Annotated in this window: 24 protein-coding genes; 16 read left to right on the top strand and 8 right to left on the bottom strand. The window is 54.7% G+C overall.

Going from position 1 to position 25,344, the window contains the following annotated elements:
- Nucleotide 1: 1 nt before the first annotated feature.
- Nucleotides 2-475 carry a cytidine deaminase gene (locus NF347_RS03760; RefSeq protein ID WP_107681483.1) on the top strand — a complete coding sequence of 158 codons (474 nt, stop codon included), beginning with the start codon at nucleotides 2-4 and terminating at the stop codon, nucleotides 473-475.
- A gap of 20 nt (nucleotides 476-495) precedes the next feature.
- Here NF347_RS03760 and NF347_RS03755 read toward each other — a convergent pair whose 3' ends face one another.
- Nucleotides 496-1,755, bottom strand: coding sequence for an SMP domain-containing protein (locus NF347_RS03755; RefSeq protein ID WP_133165455.1), 1,260 nt, complete (start codon nucleotides 1,753-1,755; stop codon nucleotides 496-498).
- Between the two features lie 112 nt (nucleotides 1,756-1,867).
- Between NF347_RS03755 and NF347_RS03750 the strand changes: the two genes are divergently transcribed.
- Both NF347_RS03750 and NF347_RS03745 read left to right on the top strand, forming a co-directional pair.
- Entirely contained in the window at nucleotides 1,868-2,410 is a 543-nt protein-coding gene (locus NF347_RS03750) for a GNAT family N-acetyltransferase (RefSeq protein ID WP_107035717.1), read from the top strand.
- A gap of 97 nt (nucleotides 2,411-2,507) precedes the next feature.
- Entirely contained in the window at nucleotides 2,508-3,134 is a 627-nt protein-coding gene (locus NF347_RS03745) for a phosphatase PAP2 family protein (protein WP_237612997.1), read from the top strand.
- On the opposite strand, the gene gluQRS is transcribed toward NF347_RS03745, so the two are convergent.
- Complete coding sequence (gluQRS, locus tag NF347_RS03740; protein ID WP_237612998.1) at nucleotides 3,101-4,069, bottom strand: tRNA glutamyl-Q(34) synthetase GluQRS; 969 nt, start codon at nucleotides 4,067-4,069, stop codon at nucleotides 3,101-3,103. The genes NF347_RS03745 and gluQRS overlap by 34 nt on opposite strands.
- A gap of 93 nt (nucleotides 4,070-4,162) precedes the next feature.
- Between gluQRS and NF347_RS03735 the strand changes: the two genes are divergently transcribed.
- From NF347_RS03735 to hemW, 4 genes are read left to right on the top strand one after another with little or no spacing between them, the layout of a single operon-like run.
- The gene (locus tag NF347_RS03735) at nucleotides 4,163-5,119 is read left to right on the top strand and encodes a methylenetetrahydrofolate reductase (protein ID WP_107035720.1); all 957 of its coding nucleotides are present in this window, start codon (nucleotides 4,163-4,165) and stop codon (nucleotides 5,117-5,119) included.
- Nucleotides 5,116-6,243: a DNA polymerase III subunit gene (locus NF347_RS03730; RefSeq protein ID WP_161953396.1), complete on the top strand. Its 1,128-nt coding sequence runs from the start codon at nucleotides 5,116-5,118 to the stop codon at nucleotides 6,241-6,243. The genes NF347_RS03735 and NF347_RS03730 overlap by 4 nt, the downstream gene beginning before the upstream one ends.
- Complete coding sequence (locus NF347_RS03725) at nucleotides 6,240-9,203, top strand: PD-(D/E)XK nuclease family protein (protein ID WP_107035722.1); 2,964 nt, start codon at nucleotides 6,240-6,242, stop codon at nucleotides 9,201-9,203. Before NF347_RS03730 ends, NF347_RS03725 begins: the two co-directional genes overlap by 4 nt.
- Nucleotides 9,204-9,247: 44 nt before the next feature.
- Complete coding sequence (gene hemW / locus NF347_RS03720; RefSeq protein WP_161553862.1) at nucleotides 9,248-10,351, top strand: radical SAM family heme chaperone HemW; 1,104 nt, start codon at nucleotides 9,248-9,250, stop codon at nucleotides 10,349-10,351.
- An 11-nt stretch (nucleotides 10,352-10,362) separates the two neighbouring features.
- Here hemW and rlmH read toward each other — a convergent pair whose 3' ends face one another.
- Nucleotides 10,363-10,836, bottom strand: a complete 474-nt coding sequence (rlmH, locus tag NF347_RS03715; RefSeq protein ID WP_107035724.1) for a 23S rRNA (pseudouridine(1915)-N(3))-methyltransferase RlmH — start codon at nucleotides 10,834-10,836, stop codon at nucleotides 10,363-10,365.
- A gap of 67 nt (nucleotides 10,837-10,903) precedes the next feature.
- On the opposite strand from rlmH, the gene nadC reads away from it, so the two are divergent.
- Nucleotides 10,904-11,749, top strand: a complete 846-nt coding sequence (gene nadC, locus NF347_RS03710) for a carboxylating nicotinate-nucleotide diphosphorylase (protein ID WP_107035725.1) — start codon at nucleotides 10,904-10,906, stop codon at nucleotides 11,747-11,749.
- Nucleotide 11,750: 1 nt separating this feature from the next.
- On the opposite strand, the gene NF347_RS03705 is transcribed toward nadC, so the two are convergent.
- A complete protein-coding gene (locus NF347_RS03705) occupies nucleotides 11,751-12,404 on the bottom strand; it encodes an HAD family hydrolase (RefSeq protein WP_161553861.1) in 654 nt (217 codons plus the stop codon).
- Between the two features lie 88 nt (nucleotides 12,405-12,492).
- On the opposite strand from NF347_RS03705, the gene NF347_RS03700 reads away from it, so the two are divergent.
- The 8 genes from NF347_RS03700 to NF347_RS03665 all read left to right on the top strand — a co-directional run bounded on the left by NF347_RS03700 (nucleotide 12,493) and on the right by NF347_RS03665 (nucleotide 20,682).
- The gene (locus NF347_RS03700) at nucleotides 12,493-13,866 is read left to right on the top strand and encodes an MATE family efflux transporter (protein WP_202613075.1); all 1,374 of its coding nucleotides are present in this window, start codon (nucleotides 12,493-12,495) and stop codon (nucleotides 13,864-13,866) included.
- Entirely contained in the window at nucleotides 13,863-15,431 is a 1,569-nt protein-coding gene (locus NF347_RS03695; protein WP_274945992.1) for an NAD(P)/FAD-dependent oxidoreductase, read from the top strand. The genes NF347_RS03700 and NF347_RS03695 overlap by 4 nt, the downstream gene beginning before the upstream one ends.
- 86 nt (nucleotides 15,432-15,517) lie before the next feature.
- Nucleotides 15,518-16,075 (top strand): DUF4924 family protein, encoded by a 558-nt coding sequence (locus NF347_RS03690; RefSeq protein ID WP_107035729.1) that lies wholly within the window; start codon nucleotides 15,518-15,520, stop codon nucleotides 16,073-16,075.
- A 14-nt stretch (nucleotides 16,076-16,089) separates the two neighbouring features.
- Nucleotides 16,090-17,142 carry a TlpA disulfide reductase family protein gene (locus tag NF347_RS03685; protein WP_107035730.1) on the top strand — a complete coding sequence of 351 codons (1,053 nt, stop codon included), beginning with the start codon at nucleotides 16,090-16,092 and terminating at the stop codon, nucleotides 17,140-17,142.
- Nucleotides 17,143-17,308: 166 nt separating this feature from the next.
- Nucleotides 17,309-18,784: a DUF1846 domain-containing protein gene (locus NF347_RS03680; RefSeq protein WP_107035731.1), complete on the top strand. Its 1,476-nt coding sequence runs from the start codon at nucleotides 17,309-17,311 to the stop codon at nucleotides 18,782-18,784.
- A gap of 255 nt (nucleotides 18,785-19,039) precedes the next feature.
- Nucleotides 19,040-19,474 (top strand): Fur family transcriptional regulator, encoded by a 435-nt coding sequence (locus NF347_RS03675; RefSeq protein ID WP_107035732.1) that lies wholly within the window; start codon nucleotides 19,040-19,042, stop codon nucleotides 19,472-19,474.
- Nucleotides 19,475-19,483: 9 nt separating this feature from the next.
- Entirely contained in the window at nucleotides 19,484-20,026 is a 543-nt protein-coding gene (rbr, locus tag NF347_RS03670) for a rubrerythrin (protein ID WP_107035733.1), read from the top strand.
- A 14-nt stretch (nucleotides 20,027-20,040) separates the two neighbouring features.
- Nucleotides 20,041-20,682, top strand: a complete 642-nt coding sequence (locus NF347_RS03665) for a flavin reductase family protein (RefSeq protein WP_107035734.1) — start codon at nucleotides 20,041-20,043, stop codon at nucleotides 20,680-20,682.
- Between the two features lie 115 nt (nucleotides 20,683-20,797).
- Here the strand turns inward: NF347_RS03665 and NF347_RS03660 are convergent, their stop codons facing one another.
- From NF347_RS03660 to NF347_RS03645, 4 genes are read right to left on the bottom strand one after another with little or no spacing between them, the layout of a single operon-like run.
- Entirely contained in the window at nucleotides 20,798-21,292 is a 495-nt protein-coding gene (locus tag NF347_RS03660) for an SPOR domain-containing protein (protein WP_107035735.1), read from the bottom strand.
- Between the two features lie 27 nt (nucleotides 21,293-21,319).
- Nucleotides 21,320-21,832, bottom strand: a complete 513-nt coding sequence (locus NF347_RS03655) for a metallophosphoesterase family protein (protein WP_107035736.1) — start codon at nucleotides 21,830-21,832, stop codon at nucleotides 21,320-21,322.
- Nucleotides 21,829-23,925, bottom strand: a complete 2,097-nt coding sequence (locus NF347_RS03650) for a hypothetical protein (protein ID WP_133165424.1) — start codon at nucleotides 23,923-23,925, stop codon at nucleotides 21,829-21,831. The genes NF347_RS03655 and NF347_RS03650 overlap by 4 nt, the downstream gene beginning before the upstream one ends.
- A 5-nt stretch (nucleotides 23,926-23,930) precedes the next feature.
- Entirely contained in the window at nucleotides 23,931-25,301 is a 1,371-nt protein-coding gene (locus tag NF347_RS03645; RefSeq protein ID WP_107035738.1) for an alkaline phosphatase, read from the bottom strand.
- Nucleotides 25,302-25,344: the final 43 nt, after the last annotated feature.

Here is a 25,344-nt window from a genome sequence, read left to right as displayed (position 1 = left end):
CATGACCGACGATCCGATCATCATACCGCGTAGGCGCACATCGTACCATGAACTCACGGACAGCGACCGTGAGCTTGTGGACGCCGCGCGCAGAGCCACCTCGCGGGCTTACGCTCCCTACAGCCATTTCCATGTCGGCGCAGCCATACGCCTGTCAGACGGAAGCATCACGGAAGGCTCCAATCAGGAAAATGCGGCATTCCCATCCGGCACATGCGCCGAGCGCACGGCCGCATATTATGCCCACTCGGCCCATCCCGACGCACGCTTCGAGGCTATAGCCATTTCAGCCATGGGCACCGACGGACAGCCAACTCCGACACCCACCCCGCCTTGCGGAGCGTGTCGTCAGGCACTGCTTGAATACGAGAAACTTGCCGGGCAACCGGTCAGAGTGATACTTGACTCCCCCGGCGACATATACATACTTCCCTCCGTGAGTTCGCTGCTGCCGCTGTCGTTCAGCGATTTCTGAAATAGACCTCACCGATATCGTCAGCTGTTGTAGGCTCCGGGCAGAGAACCGCTTACGCCATATCGGTCGGTACGCACTCCACACAGGATAGCCCTTGCCGGGCTATCCTGTTTCAGTCTGTAGTCAAACACATATCGCCCGGCATCCACATCAAAGAGCGGATCACAATTCCACAGACAGCCCACAAACATATTGTCATCCGAGCCATGGCTCCTGAAAGTGCACCGCTCAAATAGCGCCCCTGACGGATTCGCCGGGCTAAGATCCGGGCACGAGCCAAAAAAGATCGACTCCCCTACCGCCACTGCCGCTTCATCCGACAGCTGCAGCAGCGCGCCTGTGGAAGCAGCAAACAGATAGTCGGACGCGAATGTGCAACGGCCGAATGACGCACGTCCGCCATTCAGCACAACAACGCCATCAGGCGACGACGAGAACTCGCAGCCCACAGCATCGATACAGCTCGAAGCCGCATCGACCACACGCTGCGAAGCATTTGTCAGACGACAGTTGTCAAGACTGACTTCGGCTTCTTCGCCACACTTAAGCGCAACCACCGGATTAAACACGTTGACACACTTCATGTCAACACTTCCCCCCTCGACCGACACACCGCCCCACTGACCCGGTATGATATCAAAGGGTATCGAGGTCACGACATTTCCGAGTCTGTCGCCGCAAAGCTTTATCTGCGCATCCGGAGTGCCCTGTGCCACGAGCCGCCCCGTCACGCACAGCGAAGCGCCATCATGAAAATATACCGACGCACCCTCCTCTATTAACAGTGTTGCACCATCGGCAACCGTCAGACATCCGAACACTCTGACGATCGCACCGGCTTCCAGCCTTGTGTCAGCAGTGACGGTGACATCGCGCAATATCAGCGGATCAAGCGCCTCGCCGACAAAAGGCAACGACGTCACAGCGCCGTTGACACTAAAATCGATCCGCCCACCGATCACCGGTGCTTCAGGGAGGAGATCGGCCAGCACTATTATGGAATCGCCAGGACGGATATCCAAGTCATGAAACGCAGTTCCCGAAAACCCGTCGACATTGAGCCGCACATCAGCCCCTCTGACTCCGCTCACCGACACGTCGGTAATCCTCATCACCTTGTCGCAGCGGTTATAGACAGTCACTGCCACCGCCGGACTCGTTTCTCCCATCCACACCTGCCCGAAACGCAACGAATCGGACGAAAACTCCGGACGGTCGGACGATGAAGAAGATATCTCATCGGAAATACACGCGGTAAGACACGCGGATGCAGCAATCACAGTGCATAATATCTTTATTAATCCTCGCATAAACTGAAAACGCACAATACTGCCGAATATTTTACTACCTTTGCAATTGTGCACCTGAATTCAAATCCGAGTCACTTAGCGAATGAACACAACCACAATCGACACATCAGACAAAGAATTGTTCGGAATGGTAGAACGTCTTATCACCGAAGCCTTTCCGGAAGAGGAGCGCCGGCCACTTGAAGCATTCCGGAGCATAGCCGACAGCGACGACCGGTTCAGCGTTATGATTCTGAATGACGGAGACACTCCGGTCGGCTTCATAACGTTATGGGATTTCGAACAATTCATATATGTGGAGCATTTTGCGATCCTGTCCGAACTGCGGTGTCGCCACTACGGCGCCCGCGCGCTTGAAGTTCTCCACCGGTCCGACCGTCGCCCCATTGTGCTTGAAGTAGAACTGCCGACCGACGACCTCACACGGCGACGCGTAGCATTCTACAAACGTGCCGGCTTCTCGCTTTTGCCCTATGACTACACACAGCCCCCCTACCGGCACGGAGGCGCATCGCTCCCCATGAAGATAATGGTCTGGACGCCTGAATCAGGAGTAATTCCGGACTTCGGACTGATACGTTCGACACTCCACCGTGAAGTATATGGCATCATTGATGCACAATAATTTGTGACAAAATTGGCACAAAAAGGTTAAAACATCGCACTTTCGGGAAATATTGTGGAATTTTGACTACTTTTGTAGCTCATAATACCGACACACAGTGACTCTCGAACTCTTCTTTTCTACCATTGCAGCGGCGCTAAAACAATTCGATGCCGAAATGCTACTGGCAGTCAACGGGCTGAACACTCCCTGGCTCGACCAGATAATGTGGGTGGTTACCAATCGTTTCGCATGGATACCGCTCTATGTGGCTCTTGCGATCTATATCGTCAGACCCGACTGGCGCAAAGGACTCACATGTCTGATATTCATAGGACTTCTAATCCTTGCCGTCGATCAGACCATAGCTTCGCTGATACGTCCCGTCGTAGGACGCCTGAGGCCGTCGTGGGACACAGCCATGTTTGGCGACTCGCTTCACCTTGTCAACGGATACCGTGGCGGCATGTACGGATTCCCGTCGTGTCACGGCGCCAACTCTTTCGCACTTGCCACATTCATTATATTGTATTTCCGCACACGTCGGGCAGCCGCAGGCATGACTCTCTGGGCCATGCTCCATGCCGGATCAAGAGTATATCTTGGCGTACATTATCCGGGCGATATCTTTGTCGGTGCCATGATAGGGACCGGCTATGCCATACTTTTCTATCGCCTGATGAATTTCACCACGCGGACAATCCCACTGTTTCAGTCTATTTCGGGAGTCAGGATCGCCTCCTGAGGCTTTATACGGTTCCAGTCCATTTCACCGATTATATCGGTCGGTGCCACCGGCTCGGGGCGATCGATTATCCCTGCCGCAAAAGCCAGCCGCCCGACAACCGACTGTGGTCTTGCACCTCTTGCCCGAAGGCTCTCCAACGACGCCGAAGCATCGCGCTTCGACAGCCGCTGACCGCCTGTATTGACCAGTAGCGGCACATGCGCGAATGAGGGTGCGTCAAATCCAAGCAACCTGTAAAGATAAAGCTGCTGGGCGGTTGAAAGCAGAAGATCGCATCCACGCACTACTTCCGTCACTCCCATCAGAGCATCATCGGCGACAACCGCAAGCTGATAGGCCCACGCACCGTCGGCACGCCTGACTACAAAATCGCCGCAATGACCGGAAAGCGCCACGCTCTGACGGCCAAACACACGATCGTCAAAACAGATCTCCTCGTCAGGCACCATTATCCTCACCGCATGAGGCTCCGACACAGCTCTGCGCCTCGACTCTCCGTATCCAAGCCTTTCGGGGCGACACGTCCCGGCGTAGACGATCCGTCCGTCAGTCTGATGCGGCGCCTGAGTGGCCATGATGTCGGCGCGGCGGCAAAAGCATGGATACGTCACTCCAAGCCTTTCAAGCCTCCCGAGTATCTCGCCATATATCTCTCCGCGACGGCTCTGGCTGTATGGACCGGCTTCGCCACGATCGTCCATTCCCCCTTCGTCCCAGTCAAGTCCGAGCCACCGCAGATCATCCTCTATATGCAGCGCATATTCCGCTTTGGAACGCTGCGGGTCAAGATCCTCTATACGAAGAATCCATCGACGTCCCGACCGGCGCGCCGACAACCACGACAGAAGAGCCGTGAAAACATTCCCCAGATGCATGCGTCCTGAGGGAGAAGGAGCGAACCTCGCCGCCCCGGCCGAAAAATCAGCATCCATAACTTTCATAGCGCAAAAATACACATTTTTGAGTTACTTATCCGGCGACAAACGGAGGTATTTCGGACGAAAATGCTTAAATTTGCATCCATCATGACTATTCCGGAATTAATACAGCGCAAAGGCTCCAAGGGATTTTCCATAGAGGTGCTCCCTCCGCTTAAAGGCAAAGGTATCGACCAGCTGTTTGCAGGTATCGACAGTCTGAAATGTTTTGAGCCACTATATATCAACATCACCACGCACAGAAGCGAAATGGTGTATAAATCAACGGCCGACGGCCTGTATCAGCGCGTAAGCGAACGTTCGCGTCCGGGCACTGTGGCTGTGGCCGCCGCCCTCCAGCAACGCTACGGCATTCCGGCCGTTCCGCACATAATCTGCAGCGGCTACACCAAGGCCGAAACAGAGTATGCGCTGATCGACTTGCGTTTTCTGGGCATCACTAACCTGCTCGTGCTCCGCGGCGACAAAGCCCGCCACGACAACCGATTCATACCCAACACCGGAGGGCATGCCCACGCCGTGGAACTGCAGAGACAGATCAACGACTTCAACAACGGAACTTTTGTCGACGGCACCACCATGGACTCGGCCAACGACTCCCCCTTCAGCTACGGAGTGGCCGGATACCCGGAGAAGCACGATGAGGCGCCCAACCGCGACATAGACATAGCATGGCTGAAAAATAAAATAGACAACGGCGCCCAGTATATCGTCACACAGATGTTTTTTGACAACGACAGCTACTTCAGCTTTGTCGAACGCTGTCGGCAGAGCGGCATCACAGTGCCTATCATTCCCGGGATCAAACCGATCGTGACCAAGGGGCAGCTTACGGTGTTGCCCAAGGTGTTTCATGTCGACATTCCGACCGATCTGGCCCGCGCCGTGATGGACTGCAAGGATGACGTTCAGGCCAAAGAAGTGGGCGTGGAATGGATGGCCATGCAGATGCGCGGCCTGTACGAGGCCGGAGTGCCTTCAGTGCACATCTACTCACTCAATGCCACGCGCAGCGTGGAGAAAGCCCTCCGACTGGTATTATGAGATTTGCCGACATACCGGGACATGAGGCTGTGAAATCACGGCTGCGCCAGATGGCCGATAGCGGCCGCATCCCACACGCACTGCTGCTCGAAGGCCCTGCGGGAACCGGCAAGATGGCTCTGGCAAGGGCTTTCGTCCAATATGTCTGCTGCACCGACCGTCAGGGAGGCGACAGCTGCGGACAATGCCCGTCGTGTCTGCAACATCAGAGTTTCAATCATATCGACACCCATTATACCTACCCGACAGTAAAGAAAGAGGGATCTGACTCGGCACCCGTATCAGACGACTATGCCGCCCAATGGCGCGACTATATGCACGGCCGGCTATATATGGACTTCGACCAATGGGCCGACTCGTTCGGACGCCGCAACGCGCAGCCGGTCATCTACGTCAACGAAAGTGCGGCTCTGATCCACAAACTGTCGTTCACCAGTCATCGGTCGCCCTACAAAAGCGTAGTGCTATGGATGCCGGAGCGTCTCAACAGCGACACAGCCAACAAGCTGCTTAAGCTGATAGAAGAGCCATATCCCGACACCATTTTCGTCATGGTCAGCGACGAGCCGGGCAAAATACTGCCGACAATCTATTCGCGGCTGCAACGCATCGAGGTCAAGCGGCTGCCCGACGAAGAGGTGGCTGCATATCTGACCGCACGCCACGCCATAGATCCCGCCGAGGCGCTGATGCTGGCGCACAACGCCGAAGGCTCCACAACGGCCGCGCTGAGGATGATCGATACCCGAAGCGACACTCATGCGTTCTTTGAGTTCTTCACACGCCTGATGAGGCTCGCCTACCAGCGAAAGATAGCCGAGCTGCGGGGACTCGCGTCGGAACTCGCCGCTCTCGGCAGAGAAAAAGAGATAAAATTTTATGATTACTGCGCCCGGCTTACCAGAGAAAATTTCGTCTACAATTTCAGAGTCGACAAGCTCAACTACATGAGTCGCGAAGAGCAACAGTTCAGTGTCAACTTCTCCCGGTTTATCAACGAAAACAACGTCGAGAAGATCATAGCTACCTTCGATGATGCCCGCACCGACATAGCCGGCAACGGCAACGGCAAGATAATCAACCTCGACGTAGCCATAAAAATCATCCTGCTCCTCAAGCAATGAAATCGTTTCTGCGCCGTATAGCGAACCGTTATATAGCCAATGAGGCCGACGACATAGGACGGGTATGTTTTGTGTTTCCCAACAAACGTTCGGCCACATTTTTCCGCGAAGCGGTCGAACTGGAATCAGACGGACGCATCAGAAATATTCGCACCAAGACGATCAACTCTTTTGTGGCCGGATTCTCACGCGCACGCGAGGCCGAACGCCTTGAGGCACTGTTTGTCATGTTCCGGGAGTACCGCCGGATCCTCGAAGAACAGACCACTTCTTCGGCCGACGACGCGCTTGACTTCGACCGATTCGCTTTCTGGGGCGACATGCTGATCAACGACTTCAACGACGTGGATCGCTATCTTGCCGATCCCGACAAGATATTTGTCAACGCCAAACGGTTCAAAGAGATCAATTCCAACTATCTCACACCCGAGCAGGTCGAAGCGATAAAGCGATACTGGGGCGAGGACCGCAGCCAGATGTCGGTGGAGAATTTCTGGACCCACGTCGACAGCCGCGGGCGATCGACTGTCCATACCAAATTCCTGAGACTTTGGGAGGTAATGGCGCTGCTCTATCACCGCTATCGCGATGCACTGCGCTCCCGCCGACTGACTACTTCGGGAGCTATATTCAGAGAGGCCGCCGACGCCATACGCAAAGGCGACTCACTGCGACGGATGCCCTACAGACGCTATGTGTTTATCGGATTCAATCTGCTGTCGACATCCGAACACATCATTTTCAGTCGACTCCGCGACAAAGGCATGGCTGATTTCTACTGGGACTGCGACTCACCCATACTGTTGAGCACCGATAATCCGGCCGGCAGATTCATTCGCGCCAACATGGCAGAATTTCCATCGCTATATCAGATCGACGGCGACACGAAACCCACGTCGCCGATGATAGATATTGTCGGAGTTCCGGGCAATATGGCCCAGATCTATGCCGCCTCGCAGACGCTGGCCGACTGGATTAGCGGCGGAAAGATAGCCGACCCGGCAAATGCCATAGACACCGCTGTAGTGCTCCCCGACGAATCACTGTTCGTGCCGCTCGTACACAACATGCCGGAGGAGATCACCGATATCAACGTCACGATGGGCTTCCCGTTCAGGCAAAGCCCCGTGTCGACCCTGCTGCGCCTTATAAGCTCACTGCAGATGCATTCACGCGAAGGGCGCAACGGCCCGACATTCTTCCATGAGGATGTCAGCAATCTGCTGGTTGATCCCAACGTGCGCAGGGTTGCGCCTGACGAGGCCGACGCGCTGGCCGACGAGATACTGAGCAGCCGACTGTTCAGAGTCGAAGAGCGTCTTATACAGAACAACTACCCCTCTCTGGCTCCGATATTCACTGCTGTCAGACTCACCGACAGCACCGACAGGATATGCGACTACCTGCGCCAGATGGCCACCCTGCTGCTTGACAGCACAGCCGAACAAGGAGTGGCACGCCACTTTCTCGACGCATATATCGCCAAGATCGACGAGATACAGGCCACCATACAACACCACGGCATAGAGATGCGCGGAGCCACGCTCGTGCGCATGATCGAACGCTCTCTGCAGAGCGAGATAGTGCATTTCAAAGGCGAACCGCTTGCCGGCCTGCAGGTGATGGGTGTGCTTGAAACGCGTGCACTCGATTTCGACAACATCATCGTGATGTCGATGAACGAGCGGATATTCCCACGGCGCAACCATGCCAATTCGTTCATTCCCGAATCAATCCGACGCGGCTACGGACTCCCTACCTCGGATTTTCAGGAGAGCGTCTATGCCTACTACTTTTACAGACTTATATCGCGAGCGTCGAGAGTGACACTGACCTACGACGTGCGCACATCGGGTCTGCGCACTGGCGAACTGTCGCGATATGCCGTGCAGCTTCTATATCTGTCTTCAGGAGCGACGGTGACACACCGACAGCTGAAATTCAACAACGGCAGGAATGAACGCCATGCCATAGCCGTAAACAAAACGGCCTCCATAATGAAGAAACTGATGAGGTTTACTTCGAAGGCATCCAAAGGCAATGAACTGAACCTGTCGGCAAGCAATATAAACACCTATCTCAGCTGTCCGCTTGAATTCTATCTGCGCTATGTGGAAGGATTTGATCCAAGCGACGAACTACATGACTATATCGACGCCAGTACCAACGGCACTATCGTACACGACACAGCCGAGGCATTCTACAATATGCTCAAAGGCGATGCGTCAGAGGTGACAGTCACAGCCGACATGCTGCAGCACCATATCGACCACCCCGAAGCGGCACTTGAAAAGATCATAACACGGGTGATCAACAAAAACTTCCTGCGGCTTGGCGACAACTGCCTCAATCCTCTGAAAGGAGAAGCGCTGATAGCCGGGAAACTCGTGGAATCCCTGATCCTGACCATGCTCAGAAGAGAGAAGGATCTGACGCCTTTTAGGTTCATCTCGGCCGAAGAGCCTTTTCTGGCACATATAGATGCCGGACTCCCTTTCACACTCCGCCTGAAACAGCGGATAGACCGCATAGACCGCGTGGCCGGACGTCTGCGCATTGTCGACTACAAGACCGGCGGCGACAGCACCACCATCGACGCCGATCTCGACCGTCTTTTCGCCCGTGGATACTGCGACGTGAAAGCCGTTAGACAGCTGATTATATACTGCATGGTCTATGCCGCGCAGCACGATCCGGAAGAGCCTATACAACCCCTGATATACAAATTCCGCGACATGGCACTGGGCGGCATACAACCGCTACGCATCAAGGCTGACCGCTACCGGCTCGAGGATCTGACCGACTATCATCAGGTGATCGACGGATTCAGAGAGCGGCTCAACGAAGTGCTCCGGGAGATTTTTGATCCGTCGGTGCCGTTTTCGGCCACCGACGACGAAAAATCATGCACCTTCTGCCATTTCAAGGCTATCTGCGGACGCAACGGCAAAACAGACTGAAAGGATCTGCGACATCCAATCATCTTCATGATAGCGATTTACCAATGATATACGTCCACGTACCTTTCTGCCGTTCGAAATGCGCATATTGCGACTTCTATTCGCTGCCCCGCATAGAACTTGCCGAACGATATTGCGACACGCTCGAAGCCGAGTGGAACTGGCGTCGCAATGAAACCGACGGCCTCAGATCACGGCCGACACTATACATCGGAGGAGGCACCCCGTCGGCACTGCCACGCCACCTGCTCCAGCGAATAATCGGACTGCTTGCCACGCCGGATATGACTGAAATCACCATAGAAGTGAACCCGGAAGATGTGGACAGCGAATTTGTCAAATGGCTCGACGACACTCCCGTCAGCCGCGTCAGCATGGGCATACAGTCGCTGCGCGATGAAGAACTGACCGCCGTAGGCCGACGTCACACAGCCTCCGACGCTCTGAAAGCACTCGATCTGCTGACTGCCTCACGACTCGATGTCAGCGCCGACCTCATATACGGACTTCCGGGACAGACACCGGCATCGTTCGCCTCCAGCCTTGCAGAACTGACAGCACGCCGACCGGAACATCTGTCATGTTATCTACTCTCCTACGAACCGGGGACACGTCTTCACGCCATGCGCGCCAGAGGGAGAGTCAGTGAAGCCACCGACACGGAAGCAGCCGAAATGTTCGACATACTGCGGCATACGACATCCAAAGCCGGCTATGAGCACTATGAGATATCCAACTTCGCCCTTCCGGGACACCGGGCCATACACAACAGCGGATACTGGGATCTTTCGCCATACATCGGCCTCGGCCCCGGAGCGCACAGCTTCGACGGACGGCTCAGGCGCTACAACCCTTCGGACATAAAGTCGTATCTGGCGAGCGGAGGAGAGGGGTTCGCCACTGCCGAAGAGGAGAACACCGACGAGCGCATCAACGACTACCTGATAATACGCCTTCGCACGGCCGAAGGAATCAATCTGTCGGAATTCCGCAGACTTTTCGGCAGCGGACCGACACTACGGCTCATTGACGACGCCGCCCCTCACATTACCGCCGGCCGACTGATGAAAACCGACGACACAATTAGTATGAACCCTGACCACTGGCTTGTGACCGACATGGTGCTCACCGACCTCATACATGTCTGACAGCTACAGAATCAATCATGATGATATGGCTCTCCACGCAGGATAGTCATCGCGCGATAGATCTGCTCGGCGAAAAAAAGCCTCACCATTTCATGGGAAAATGTCATCTGCGACAGCGATATCATGGCATCGGCTCTTGATCGGACAGCGTCGGAAAAACCATAAGGACCTCCTATCACGAACACAAGCCGACGACGCCCGCTGACGGCCTGACGCTCGATATATCCGGCAAACTGGCGCGAGGTCATCTCACGCCCGTGCTCATCGAGCAACACCACCATATCCGACGGCTGAAACGACTGCAGCAACTGTTCGCCCTCCTTGTCGCGCTGCTGCTGCATGGTCAGCGACCGTGTCTGGCGTATATCAGCCACAGTCAGCATCTCCACCGGCATGTAATGACACGCACGGCCGATATAATCGTCGGTGGCTTTGGCAATGTAAGGAGTGGTGGTGCGCCCCACGGCCATAATAGTAATTTTCATCGTGACGGAAGTTGCGGAGTCGGGATAAGATTATTAATTTTGTGTGCAAAAATACATAAAAACCGACATGGAAACAAACGACCAGCTTATCACCGAACTGATTCGGCTCGCTTTTGCCGAGGATGTGGGCGACGGCGACCACACCACCCTATCGACCATCCCTGCCGAAGCTCGCGGACGGCAGCGTCTTATCATAAAGGAGGAGGGAATCCTCGCCGGAGTCGATGTGGCACGCCGCGTGTTTGAATACTTCGATCCGGAGCTGAAGATGACCGTGTACATGACCGACGGCACACATGTGAAACCCGGCGACGTAGCCTTCGAAGTGGAAGGCAGCGTGCGCTCGCTGCTGCAGACTGAACGCACCATGCTCAACATCATGCAGCGCATGAGCGGCATAGCCACCACTACAGCCCGTTATCAGGAACGGCTGAAAGGCCTTGACACCAAAGTGCTCGACACCCGCAAGACCACCCCGGGCATGCGCCTGCTTGAGAAAGAGGCCGTGAAGATCGGAGGAGGCGCCAACCACCGCATCGGACTGTTTGACATGATACTGATCAAGGACAATCATGTGGACTTCGCCGGAGGGATACCCGAAGCTGTGAAACGCGCCAAAGAATATTGCCGCGCCAAAGGAAAGGATCTGAAGATCGAGGTGGAAGTGCGCAACGAAGACGAGATCCGTCAGGCTCTCGAAGCGGGTGTAGACCGCATCATGCTCGACAACTTCACTCCCGAACGCACACGCGAAGCCGTGAAACTTATCGGCGGCCGTACCGAAATCGAATCGTCAGGCGGCATTACGATCGATACACTGCGTGCATACGGCGAATGCGGAGTGGATTACATATCGGTAGGTGCACTGACACATTCTGTCAAAGGCCTCGACATGAGTTTCAAGGCTGTCTGAGTCAGCTCATAAGCTCCACCAGACGCTCCAACGGCAACTCCTGCCATGACGATATGACGACATCGGACAACGGTTCCACCCGGCTGACGGGATATGTAGTGGCCAGTCCGACGACAGTCGCTCCTGAAGCCCGTCCGGCAGCAAGCCCCTGAAGCGAATCCTCAAAAACCACACATCTTTCAGGCTCCATCCCGATCTCGCGAGCGGCGCGACAATATCCCTCGGGATGGGGCTTGGAATGTGTAACCATCGACCCATCTATCACAGTCACAAACAGGCCTCGCAGCCGAGGCATCATGTCAAACAGCCGCTGCATCTTGACGGCATCGCTGCTCGTCACCAGCGCGGAAGGTATCCCCGCCGCCGCGAGCGCCTCAAGCATCTCCACCGCTCCGGGCAGAGGCGTGAACCGCATTGAAGCCTGAAACTCCATCAGACGGCGAGTGATCTCACGCCTTATCTCTTCGGTAGGATATTCCTCCATTATCGACTCAAGAGTGCGACCCTTTATGGCTATGGCATAGTCAGGTATCCCTGTCGGGAACTCGGCCTCTATATCGTTCCAGAAACCGGTATATAGCGTTTCACTGTCGATGATCACCCCGTCGAGATCGAAGAGCGCACCGAATCCGTATTGATTGGGGACTGTAGTCATTGCTGTAGTTTTTTTTGCAAAATTAATATTCCGCATTGTCATTAAGCCAACAAATAAAGTTAATTTTGCAGAATCGACTTGGAACGAAATGCCTACAGATACTTCAAAATCACCGATGACACTGGGCACCGAATCAATCAGCCGACTGCTGATACAGTATTCCGTGCCGGCCATCATCGCGAGCGTGGTCACCTCGCTCTACAATATCATCGACAGCATATTCATAGGCCGAGGCGTAGGCGCCATGGCCATATCCGGACTGGCCATCACTTTTCCGCTGATGAATCTCGTGATCGCCTTCTGCACCCTCATAGCTGTGGGCGGCGCCACGATATCATCCATTTTCATGGGTCAGAAGGATATTTCGAGAGCCACCGATGTGGTCAACAACGTGCTGCTTCTATGCATCATACAGTCGGTGGTATTCGGCGGCATCACACTGCTGTTTCTCGACGAGATACTGTATTTCTTCGGAGCCACCCCATCAACCATTGATTATGCCCGCGAATTCATGGAGGTGATATTGCTGGGAACCCCGATAGCCTACGTGTTCATCGGACTCAACAACCTGATGCGCGCCACCGGCTATCCGCGCAAGGCAATGGTATCGGCTCTTTTATCGGTAGGGGTAAATGTGATCATGGCTCCGATATTCATTTTCGTCCTCGATCTGGGAATACGCGGCGCAGCCATGGCAACCGTGATCGGACAGTCGGTGGCCTGTGTCTGGGTGCTCGCCCACTTCATTTCACGCCGCAGTTTCATCCATTTCAATCTGCGCAACCGGTGGTTCACGCCGTCAATAGCACGCCGCATCTATGCTATCGGCATGTCGCCGTTTTTGATGAGTGTGTGCGCCTGTATCGTAGTAGTGTTCATCAACAAAGCGCTGCTCGACTATGGCGGTGATGCCGGCGACCTTTCGGTCGGAGCCTACGGCATACTCAACCGCACGACTATGTTTTTCGTCATGATCGTGTTTGGAGTCACGCAGGGCATGCAGCCGATACTCGGCTTCAACTACGGTGCCGGAAACTGGGAACGGGTCAAACGCACTCTGCGCATAGGCATATGGCTTGGCATGGGCATCACCACCGTAGGATGGGTCATCACCGAGCTCGTCCCTGACACAGTCAGCTCCCTGTTCACCACCGACCTGCAGCTAATAGACATAGCCGGACACGGGGCGAGGATCTTTTTCCTGTTCTATCCGGTGATCGGATGCCAGATAGTGATACAGAACTACTTCCAGTCGGTGGGCAAACCGAAGATTTCGATATTCCTGTCGCTTACGCGCCAGCTTCTGTTTCTGATCCCGTTCCTCATAATCCTCCCGAAACAGTTCGGGATTGACGGAGTGTGGGCAAGCATAGCCGCAAGCGATCTGATAGCCTTTGTCTTCGCCATAGTGACACTCTGGTGGCAGATGAAGAAACATAACCAAGCGATCTCTACACCATGACCGAACAGCTACAACTACGCGTCGACCCGGCCACTGCCGCCTCAGAACTGCGACTGACCGCACTGGCAAGCACCCGCCTTAATATCGACGCCAACCGCATAAAAGGCATCAGGATCATCAAGCGCTCGATCGATGCCCGCCAGCGCAATGTGATGATAAACCTGACGCTACTTGCGTATGTCGATGAAGATCCGTCGGCGACACTGTTCGCGCCCGAGCCTTACGACCGGCTGCCGGAATCGGCTCCTGCGGCTGTCGTAGTAGGCGCAGGCCCAGCCGGACTGTTCGCGGCTATGCGGCTCATACAACTCGGCATAAAGCCTATAGTGATCGAACGCGGAAAGGATGTGGATTCACGACGGATCGACATGGCCCGACTGTCACGAGAGGGGATCGTCGATCCTGACTCCAACTACTGTTTCGGCGAAGGAGGCGCAGGAGCCTATTCCGACGGGAAACTCTACACCCGCAGCAAAAAACGGGGCGACACCGATCGGATATTACGGATTTTCTGCCAGCACGGCGCACAGACCGACATACTGGCAGACGCACATCCACATATAGGCACCGACCGTCTGCCGGAAGTAATCAAGGCCATGCGCCACACCATCGAACGCTGCGGCGGAGAGGTGAGGTTTTCCACCCGTGCCGAACAGATCATCACCGATGAATCGGGACATGCCACAGGAGTCTCGACCGGCCGCGGCGACATCCGCGGCAAGGTGATACTGGCCACCGGCCACTCGGCGCGCGACGTCTACCGCACTCTGCGCGCTTCGGGGATAGGCATGGAGGCGAAAGGGATAGCCATAGGAGTCCGCCTCGAACATCCGCAGGCTCTGATTGACCGCATACGCTACCACAGCAAGGAGGGTCGTGGCAAATATCTTCCGGCGGCAGAATATACGATGCTGACCAGGGTGGAGAACCGCGGCGTTTACTCGTTCTGCATGTGTCCTGGCGGATTCATCATACCCGCTTCGAGCGAACCCGGGCTACTGGTGGTCAACGGCATGTCGCCCTCCAACCGCGGCACACGCTGGGCCAACTCCGGCATGGTAGTGGAGCTGCTCCCTGAGGATGTGGCCACACCCGAAGGTGAAGATGAGACATTGCGCATGATGCTATATCAGGAGGAGATCGAGCGACGCTTTTTCAATGCTGGCGACGGCACACAGAAAGCTCCCGCACAGCGCATGACCGACTTCGTCGCCGGCCGTGACTCCGACACTCTTCCGCCATCGTCGTATGCCCCCGGACTTTATCCAGCGAGAGTGGACAAGCTTCTGCCCGACTGCATCTCGCGCCGGCTGCGAAAGGGTTTTGAAGAGATGGGACGCAAAAACCGCGGATTCCTGACTCAGGAAGCCACCGTGATCGGCGACGAAACGCGCACATCGGCTCCCGTAAGACTCGTGCGCGACCCTTCCACACTGCAGTCGCTGACCACTCCAGGACTGTTTCCTTGCGGCGAAGGAGCCGGATATGCCGGCGGAATCGTGTCGGCTGCAATCGACGGCGAGCGCTGCGCCGAGGCTCTCGCCGCATCACTACAATCTAACTGACACTCTATGCCGGCAAACTCATTAGAGAGAACAGTGTTTAACTTAAGACGGATCTATCCTGACTGAACTCCAAACAAGTAAAACAAATGTTTACCGCATCCGAAAAAAGAAAAGAGAATATAGCCGAATATCTGCTGTATATGTGGCAGATAGAGGACATCATACGCGCCAACGATCTCGACATAGACCGCATAAAGGCCAACGTGATAGACCGCTACACAGGCCTGTCGGACGAGCAGCGCCTACAGATGACCGAATGGTATGAGAGCCTGATCGACATGATGCGCCGCGAGGGTGTGGCAAAAAGCGGGCATCTGCAACTCAACCGCAACGTGATAGTGCAGCTCGTGGATCTGCATATGGCACTGCTCAAAGATCCACGCTTTGCCGAATATACCGCCGAATTTTACCGCACGCTACCCTACATAGTGGAACTTCGCGCCAAAAGCGGCGACGAACGGCCCGGAGAGATTGAAACCTGCTTCAACGCACTCTACGGAATGCTTATGTTACGGCTACAGCACAAAGAGATCACCGATGCCACACGCCAGGCCATCACGCAGATATCAAAATTCATCGCCCTGCTGGCCCACAACTTCAAGCTCGACGAAAACGATGAATTATTCCAGCAAGAACAACAATAACCAATATCACTGATATGAAACTACCATTCATGACCCTTGCAGCCGGAGCATTCCTGGCAGTATCGTGCGCCAATGCGGCCACAGCGACCGACAACTACACTGTCACTCTCCCGCTTTCGGAGGATGAGGATGGCCTGACAGCCTACATCATCGACTTCGACACAAGTGCCAAACTTGACTCGACGGTGGTTGATGGCGGAAAAGCCATCTTCAAAGGCACTGTGACCACTCCGGTGTTTGCCCGGGTGATCCTCGACGGCAACCGTGCCGGACAGTTTGTGCTCGAAGAGGGCGACATAGCCTTAAATCCGGCCAACCGCATGGCCACAGGCTCACCGACCAACGACGCCCTCGTCAACCTCATGTCGGAGCAGCAAAAGCACGTGGCCGAATACCGTCAGCTCGGCGACACCCCCGAGGATAAAGCAAAAAAGAAAGAAATACAGCAGAGCAATAACGATCTGTTTGAAAACGCTCTCAAGGCCAATGCCGGCAATCCGCTCGGTTACTACCTCTTCCTTCAGCAGTGCTACGGATATGATCTGCCCACATTCGACGCCAAACTCAAGGAATATCCGCAGTTTGCCGATTCGAAACGCGTGCAGACACTCCGTCAGGGTCTTATAAACAAAGAGGAGACATCAGTAGGCCACAAATTCAAGGATTTCGAGATCACCTACGACGGCAAGACCTCACGTCTGAGCGACTATGTGGGTCGCGGCAAATACACGCTTGTCGACTTCTGGGCGAGCTGGTGCGGTCCATGTATCCGCGAGACCAGAGTCATCAAGGAACTCTACGAAGAGTATGGCCCAAAAGGCCTTGACGTGCTTGGCGTAGCCGTATGGGACGAACCTGCCAACACACTCCGCGCCATAGAGCAGCATGAACTGCCCTGGCCGCAGATCCTCAATGGCCAGAATATTCCGACCGATCTCTACGGTATCGCCGGAATACCATGCATCATACTTTTTGATCCGGAGGGCAATATCATAAGCCGCGACAAGCAGGACGACGAACTCCGCGCCGATGTGGCCGCAGCCATGTCGAAAGCATCTGTAAAGTAATCGCCCGGAGTATATTCCCGACTGAAAAAGCATTCAAAGACTGCGCCGTAATGAATCATGCATTACGGCGCAGGTTTTTTATCGCAGCTTTTATAAAAACATTTGTGAAATACGGCGGTATCAGACGAACTATTACAGCAAAAAATTCGTAACTTTGCATCCCGTTATGAAATACGGATTTGACAACGACAAGTATCTCAAGATACAGAGCGAGCACATAAAGGAACGCATCGCTCAGTTTGGCAACAAACTATATCTGGAACTGGGAGGCAAACTGTTTGACGACTATCACGCGAGCCGCGTATTGCCAGGATTCCAGCCCGACAGCAAACTCCGGATGCTCAGCCAACTCAACGATCACGCGGAAATAGTGATCGTGATCAGCGCCATTGACATTGAGAAAAACAAGGTACGCACGGATCTTGGCATAACATACGACATGGATGTGCTGAGACTTCGCGACGAATTCCAGAAACGCGGATTTATGGTAAGTTCGGTGGTCATCACCCACTACAACGGGCAGAAAAGCGCCGACGCCTTCCGTCAGCGCCTTGAACGTCTCGGCATCACCACCTACTACCACTACACGATCGACGGCTATCCGACCAACGTGGATCTGATAGCCTCCGAAGAGGGCTTTGGCAAAAACGATTATGTCAAGACCACACGACCGCTTGTTATAGTAACGGCTCCCGGCCCCGGCAGCGGCAAGATGGCCGTATGTCTCAGCCAGCTGTACAACGAACACAAGCGCGGCATAGAGGCCGGCTATGCCAAGTTTGAAACGTTCCCAGTGTGGAGTCTGCCACTGAAACATCCGGTCAACATAGCCTATGAGGCTGCCACAGCCGACCTCAACGATGTGAACATGATAGACCCGTTTCATCTCGAGGCGTACGGCAAGACCGCAATCAACTACAACCGCGACATAGAGATCTTCCCGGTGCTCGACTCCATATTCGAAGGGATCTACGGCCACAACCCATACAAGTCACCCACCGACATGGGAGTAAATATGGTAGGCTTCTGCATCAATGACGACGAGATATGCTGCCAGGCTTCCAAAAACGAGATAGTCAGACGCTACTTCACCGCCCTCAACCGTCTGGCACAAGGTGACTGCTGCGACTCTGAGGTGGACAAGATAGCACTGCTTTTCAAACAGGCCAATATCGACACCAAGTTCCGCCGCACCATAGCCGCTGCCAGAGAACGCGCCGAACAGACCGGCGTGGCCTGCTCGGCTATAGAACTGCAGGACGGCACCATAATCACCGGCGGATCAAGCGCGCTTCTCGGTCCGAGTGCCGCCGTGATACTCAACGCCATCAAGCATCTTGCCGGCATAGACCATTCGGTGAAGCTGATACCACAGGATATGATCGAGCCTATACAGCACACCAAGACAACGTATCTGCAGGGACATAACCCGAGACTGCACACCGATGAGGTGCTGGTGGCTCTTTCGGTATTGAGCACACACGACGAGAACTGCCGTCGCGCACTTGAGAAACTGCCAGAGCTCAACGGATGTGAAGCCCACTGCACTGTGATGCTTGGCGAAGTAGACCATAAGATATTCAAGAAACTGAAGGTGGGGTTGACTTGCGATCCCGCAAAAAAAAGACCCTCGTCAATATGATCTGACCGAGGCAGGAAATACTGCAGCTGTCGTATAAACGGATACGTGAATATCAATTCATAAAAACCGGCCGAGCGACATCCCGATATTACTGAACCGCGCTCCATGGATATTTGTTTTATCCGTGGAGCGCGCTCCGTATCTGTCAACAAATTTCAGCAGATGTTAATAATCAACAAAACCTTCTGTGAACACTTGCACAGGTGATGTATTTGATATAACTTTGTATTCAGTACAATATGCCATTAGGATTCAATGATTAAAACAGACCGTAACAGACTCCACTATAGACTGAGCGAAGCGGACATACGTCCGTCGATGCAGCGGCTTGCCATTTTAGAATACATCAATTCGTGCTACTGCCATCCGACAGCCGACGAAGTGTATTCCGAACTGGTCAAAGAGCATCCGACACTGTCGCGCACCACAGTGTTCAGCAGCCTGAAACTGTTGTCGGAAAAAGGCCTTGTCAACAACATAGACATATCGTCGGACTCCACACGCTATGACGCCGCCGACCGTCAGCCCCATGGCCACTTCATGTGCAAGGAGTGCCGCCGCATATTCGACATCACGCTCGACATGTCGTCACTTCGGCTTCCCGACGAATATGTATGCAACAATGTAAACGTTTTTTTTAAGGGCATCTGTCCTGAATGTAACCAAAATATCTCAACAACAACAAAATAACACACGATTATGAAAGACTTAAAAGGCACCAAAACCGAACAGAATCTCCAGCAGGCATTTGCCGGCGAATCTATGGCTCGAAACAAGTACACCTATTTCGCATCAAAGGCACGTAAAGACGGCTACGAACAGATCGCCGCCATATTTGAAGAAACAGCCCACAACGAAAAGGAGCACGCCAAGCTCTGGTACAAACTGCTCCACGGAGGCGAAATTTCCGACACCATGGACAACCTCCGCGAAGCTGCCGAAGGAGAGAACTACGAATGGACCGACATGTATTCGCGCATGGCCGAAGAGGCCGAGGCCGAGGGATTTCCCGAAATAGCCTTCCGCTTCCGTGCCGTAGCCGAGATAGAGAAACATCACGAGGAACGTTACCGTCGCCTGCTCAAAAACATTGAGGAGGGACTGGTATTCTCCCGCGACGGTGACATGGTGTGGATATGCCGCAACTGCGGACATATCGTAGTAGGCAAAAAAGCTCCCGAGGTATGTCCTGTGTGCCTGCACTCGCGCTGCTTCTTCGAGCTTGAGGCACAGAACTATTAAACGACACACAAATCATGAACCTTACTCCTCTTCAAAAGATCACCTACGGGCTGTATGTGGTCGGATGCTACTCCGACGACAGGCCCGTAGGGTGTATCATCAACACCTGTTTTCAGGTGACAAGCGAAAATCCGGTTCTGGCGATATCGCTCAACAAAAACAACTTCACCCTTGATGCCATACGGCGCAACCCACGCTTCAGCCTTTCAATCCTGGCCGAAGATACAGATCCGTCGATCATCGGCAAATTCGGTTTTTGCTCGAGCCGCGACAACGACAAATATTCCGGCTACGGATATAAGGATCTTGACGGCGCGCCGGCCGTAAATGGCAAATTCTGCGGGCGGCTCATTCTTGACGCGTTCGACTTTGTCGACTGCGGGACGCACATAATTGTCATAGGACGCCTGAAGGCCACCTATGAAGGTGAGGGACGTCCGATGACATACTCCTACTATCATGAAGTGATCAAGGGCAGTGCTCCGAAAAACGCACCGACCTATCGCGAAGAGCCGGCATCCGAAACGCAACCGGCGGCAAAACGTGTCTATAAATGCGACGTATGCGGATATACTGTAGAGTGCGACGGCGAACTGCCTGCCGACTTTACCTGTCCGATCTGCGGCGTAGACCGCTCACACTTCAAAGAGGTCTAATCCACACACTGTGACTATGAATCTTCCGTCAATGGATAGTAAAAACACACTCTTTAATCAAAAAGCCTTGCGAAACGATGGACGCAAGGCTTTTTGCTTTGTTCTAAAAAATCTGTCAGCGCGGCGAGATGACGAATGGCAGCGGAGCACGCAGCTTCACCGATGCGTCGGACTGCAGTCTGCGTATTTCAGCGGCTGCCTGCGATGCTGTATCGGTAGACATTGTCACGACATAGTACAAAGGCTGCGGCGAAGCCAGCACTGCAGTAGAGGCATATCCTGACGCGATAAGACGCTGACGCATCTGGCGGGCATTGAATATCTGCCTGAACTGACCGACAACGACATTGTAATTACGGATCTGCGAGGATGTCAGTCCCTCTCCGGCCACAGCGCTGACAGGCTGCATGAGCAACTGCAGAGTGTCGCCGTCGATCACTTTAGGATGAGGCTGCGCATAGCGCTCAAGCCGGTGGGATGACGTGCTCACCGTATCGGCATTCTCGTATCTCTGCTTCGCCACCTCGTAGGCCTGGCGATAATTGGCTTCATTTGTCTTACAGCCTGCGAGCAGAGCGCAGGCCGATAATAAGATCATCAGTTTCTTCATAAGTATGCGTTCAAATTTAATCGATTATCAATTGTCTCCACCATAGTGACGGCCAAGAGTGATCACATCAAGATCACGTATGTCGCCGGCATCGAGAATCAGCCTCACAAGCGTGCGTTCTCTCTGCCAGCCCTGCTCGCCTGCCGCTCCCGGATTGACATGAAGCAGTCCCAGCTCCGGATCGGGCATGACCTTAAGGATATGGGAATGGCCGCAGACCATAAGCCGGATACCGTCGGCCGCGAGCAACTTTTTCATACCAGGACGATATCGACCCGGGTATCCGCCGATATGAGTCAGCAACACCTTCACTCCCTCCACTTCAAATTCGAGGAGTTCGGGGCACTCCCGACGCACTTCGCCTGAATCGATATTGCCACTGACGGCTCTCACCACAGGCGCACACTCACGCAGCCGCTGCAGCAGACCGATATCGCCAATATCACCCGCATGCCACACTTCGTCGCATCCGTCGAAATGCGCGGCATAGCGCGGATCCCATTTAGAATGAGTATCGCTCAGTATTCCGATCCGTTTCATTGCTGTAATAATTCATCTGTCAGCCTTATAACCCTTACATTGTCGACAAGCACCAGATCTGCCGCCGACGACCCTCCGAGATTGTCAACAACCGACAGAACTATATCGTTCGATCCCTTACGTAGCCGAGCCCTTACGCTCGACGAGTATCCGGTGGATAACCACCAGCCCCCGCCACGCGGCGGCATCACTACCATGCCGACATCCTCACCGTTGACCGTCACTCGGCGCAACGCCGTGGCCGACGGCAATCCTGCCGATCCGTTACCGTTGGCATAACAAATATCTATAAGGCAATCCACCTCGTCGGACTCTGTCGCCGTAACCTTAATATCGGCCAATCCCCCACGACCCGACTCCACATAGCGGCGTGATGTGCGCCGGTCGCGCACGAGATCCGTGCCAGAACGATTGCACTCCTCGACCTCATACCGGCTCACAGCCCCACGCGGCACACAGAATCTCGGCATAGAACAGAAGCCCGACAATCCGTCGTCAGCCACACCTACCACTGCCGCCACCGACGTCGAAACCAGTCCGGATACTGACACCTCAGGCGATGTCAGTCTGACATCCCGAAGTCCGTTGACAACCATATAATAATCAAGCGAAACGGAATAATCGGCTATACGTCCCGACGACATCGACCGCCATACCACCTCCGGCGTCGGCGGGCACCATTGCAGCCCGACATCCTTGACGCCTACCTCGGTCATCGTATTATTGGCCATTAGTATCTCGACCTTGTGATACCCGCTTAGAGAGTCAGCGATATTGTAAGTCACAGAGGGCACCCCGTCAATCTCAAAACGTGCGACACGATTGCCAAAGCCCTTTATCGCCACATCGACCACCGCATCACCATAGCGCAACCCATTCAGTGAGAGACCACCCCCAAGACACTGCGGCACCGACGGATGAAAACCAATTGTCGCCGGCTGCAAACCGATCCCAAAAACAACACGCATCACCAGCAGGGCGAGCCATGATGAAGCGCCGCTCTCGGGCTCTGACGCATGAAGCCGGCACAGCGAAGCGATGGCTGCCAGCAGAGATTCCTCGCGCGAATCCATGACCGCAGCCATGGCCCAGAGAGTCTGCATCATCGGAGCACCGGTTAAAGCCGCCTCCACCTTCATGCCCGCCATGAGCGGATATAAATCGGGCACCATACCCCGAATGTAACCTGTCCGCGACAACACCGACGACACCATCGGCTCTGACGCCACACCCCATATCATTGCCATCGCCTGACCGATATTGTCAGTCACAGGCGCCTGCATATCCATCAACCTGCCACCATAGAGATAAGCACTGTAACGTCCACGCGACGGATCCCACAGAAGCGAATTGACACGCCTCCTCACATAACTGGCACCTACTGCCGGACACTCTCCGCCGGCATCCGCCACAGCCCTCATACGCTCCAACGCGGCAATTGCCTCTGCAAGAGCCACATTGGCGGTCAGCGACACCGACTCGAAACGCCGCACCGCATCAGCCCAGCGCGGATACGGCAGCTGCTGCTCCCCGCTCCATGCCGGCATACTGCCGCGAAGCAGTCCGAGCGACGAATCCCATCCGACCTCAAGCGAACGCGCGATAATATCCTGCGCGACACCGTAAGCCTCGCGTAGCCAAACCGTATCGGATGTGGCACAGAACGCGCTCCATGCCGCCGGTATCCAGAGCAAAGCTCCCTCAGAGATAGGCCACCCGCCAAAATCAGTCTGACAGGCCTGCCGACGCAACATCGCCACAGCACCATCAGGATCGAGCAAACTTCCTCCGACAGCCACAGCCATGTCAGCCTCCAATCCCCCGCAGGACGAATCACTGGCAAGCATCATGCCGAACCGGCTGATACCATCGGCAAAAACAGCATCGATCAACGGCGAAGGCGAAGCAAGAGGCGAGGCTGCGGCCAGTGAATCATCGGGCATCCAGACACTACCGTCGGCCTTAGTGATTCCGGTCAGGCTCACCAGACAACCATCGCTCTCATAGACCGCACTGATATGCTCATGGCGATCGGTGCAGGCACCGACCGCCATGGCAGCCGCAAGCGGCAAAAGATGACGCAAGCCGATCATAGGCCTCAGAGCCCTACGGCTTTCATGATTTTAACCGGAATGTCGACATTGTCCTGCGCCGGCGCGAACAACTGCAGTCCCTCGCCCTCGGCAAACACCGGAACAACAGCCCCCGAGTGGTCGCCGGTAGTCCATCCCACGCCGGTCAGAGCGCTCATCAGATCATACACCTTATCAGTAAAACGGTCGAAGCTGCTGTAGAGGGTCGACTTCTTATCGCCACCCATGTGAGACAGCGTGGTCTCATACAGAGCCTTCAGAGCTTCCTCGTCGGCTTCATCCACAGCCACCGCGCCGAACAATCCCACACGGCGGGCAAGCTCACCCTTCATATCCTCCCATGCCGGAGCGTTGCCCGACTTGATGACCGAAGATGTCCATTCGGCGAACGCATCCTTCGACATACGCTGATGAGCCAGAAGATCAAGCCTCTGATTATAGTGATGACGCAGCGAGGCCATACCCATTCCACCGGTTTCATGATCGGCGGTGACGACTATCAGCGCCTCACCCGGATGGCTGGCCGCGAACTGCCTCACCAATCCTATCGACCGGTCGAAATCCAGAGTCTGCATCACCACCGTAGCCGCATCATTGGAGTGAGCCGCATGGTCGATAGTGCCACCCTCCACCATCATGAAGAAACCGTCGGGACTTACCCGCATGAGATGCTTCAGACAACTCTCGGTGAGATCCGCCAGCGTCAGCACTCCGGCGATAGAATCGATAGTATAACCGACATTGTTTTTCTTCACTGAATCGGTGTTGAGCATCATCACTCTGCGCGACGTCGACTTTGCGGCCGCCTCACGGCCACGAACCACATCGACCCCTGCATCGGCCAACCGTGCCATCAGATCAGTGTTTTTAGCGCCGCGCAGATTGGCTCCCCCGATAAACTCATAGCCAGAGCGCGCCGCATCGCAGCCTATCTCATAGTACATGCTGCGACGTGGCACATGGGCATAGAACGCCCCCGGCGTCGCATCGTCGGGCGCAACCGTAGTCACCAGTCCGACACCGAACCCGTTGTCGTGAAACCGTGCGGCTATCGACTGCACCGCTACAGTATCGGCATCCATACCGAGCATTCCGTTGCGCGTCTTGTGCCCACAAGCCAACGCCGTACCGGCAGCCGCCGAATCGGTGACCGGCGACGACGCCGAATAGGTCTGCGACATCGAAGCCACAGGCATCTGCAGCATCTGCAGCATAGCCCCATCGCCATCCACAGCATTAAGGAAACCCTGGGCTGCCGAAACAGCCCCCATGCCCATACCGTCGCCGATCATATAGAACACATATTTCGGATTTCCGGCAAAAACTGTCAACGACGCAGCAAACGACGCAGCAAGAAAAACGTTACGCAACTTCATATAAACAACTGTTCAATTAATAAAACCGGCAAGCAATCCCGCA

The sequence above is a fragment of the Paramuribaculum intestinale genome, assembly GCF_030759015.1.
In the GTDB taxonomy this organism is placed as follows: Bacteria; Bacteroidota; Bacteroidia; order Bacteroidales; family Muribaculaceae; genus Paramuribaculum; species Paramuribaculum intestinale.
The sequence above is the reverse complement of the archived record's forward strand: the minus strand, read 5'-3'. Positions and strand labels throughout refer to the sequence as shown.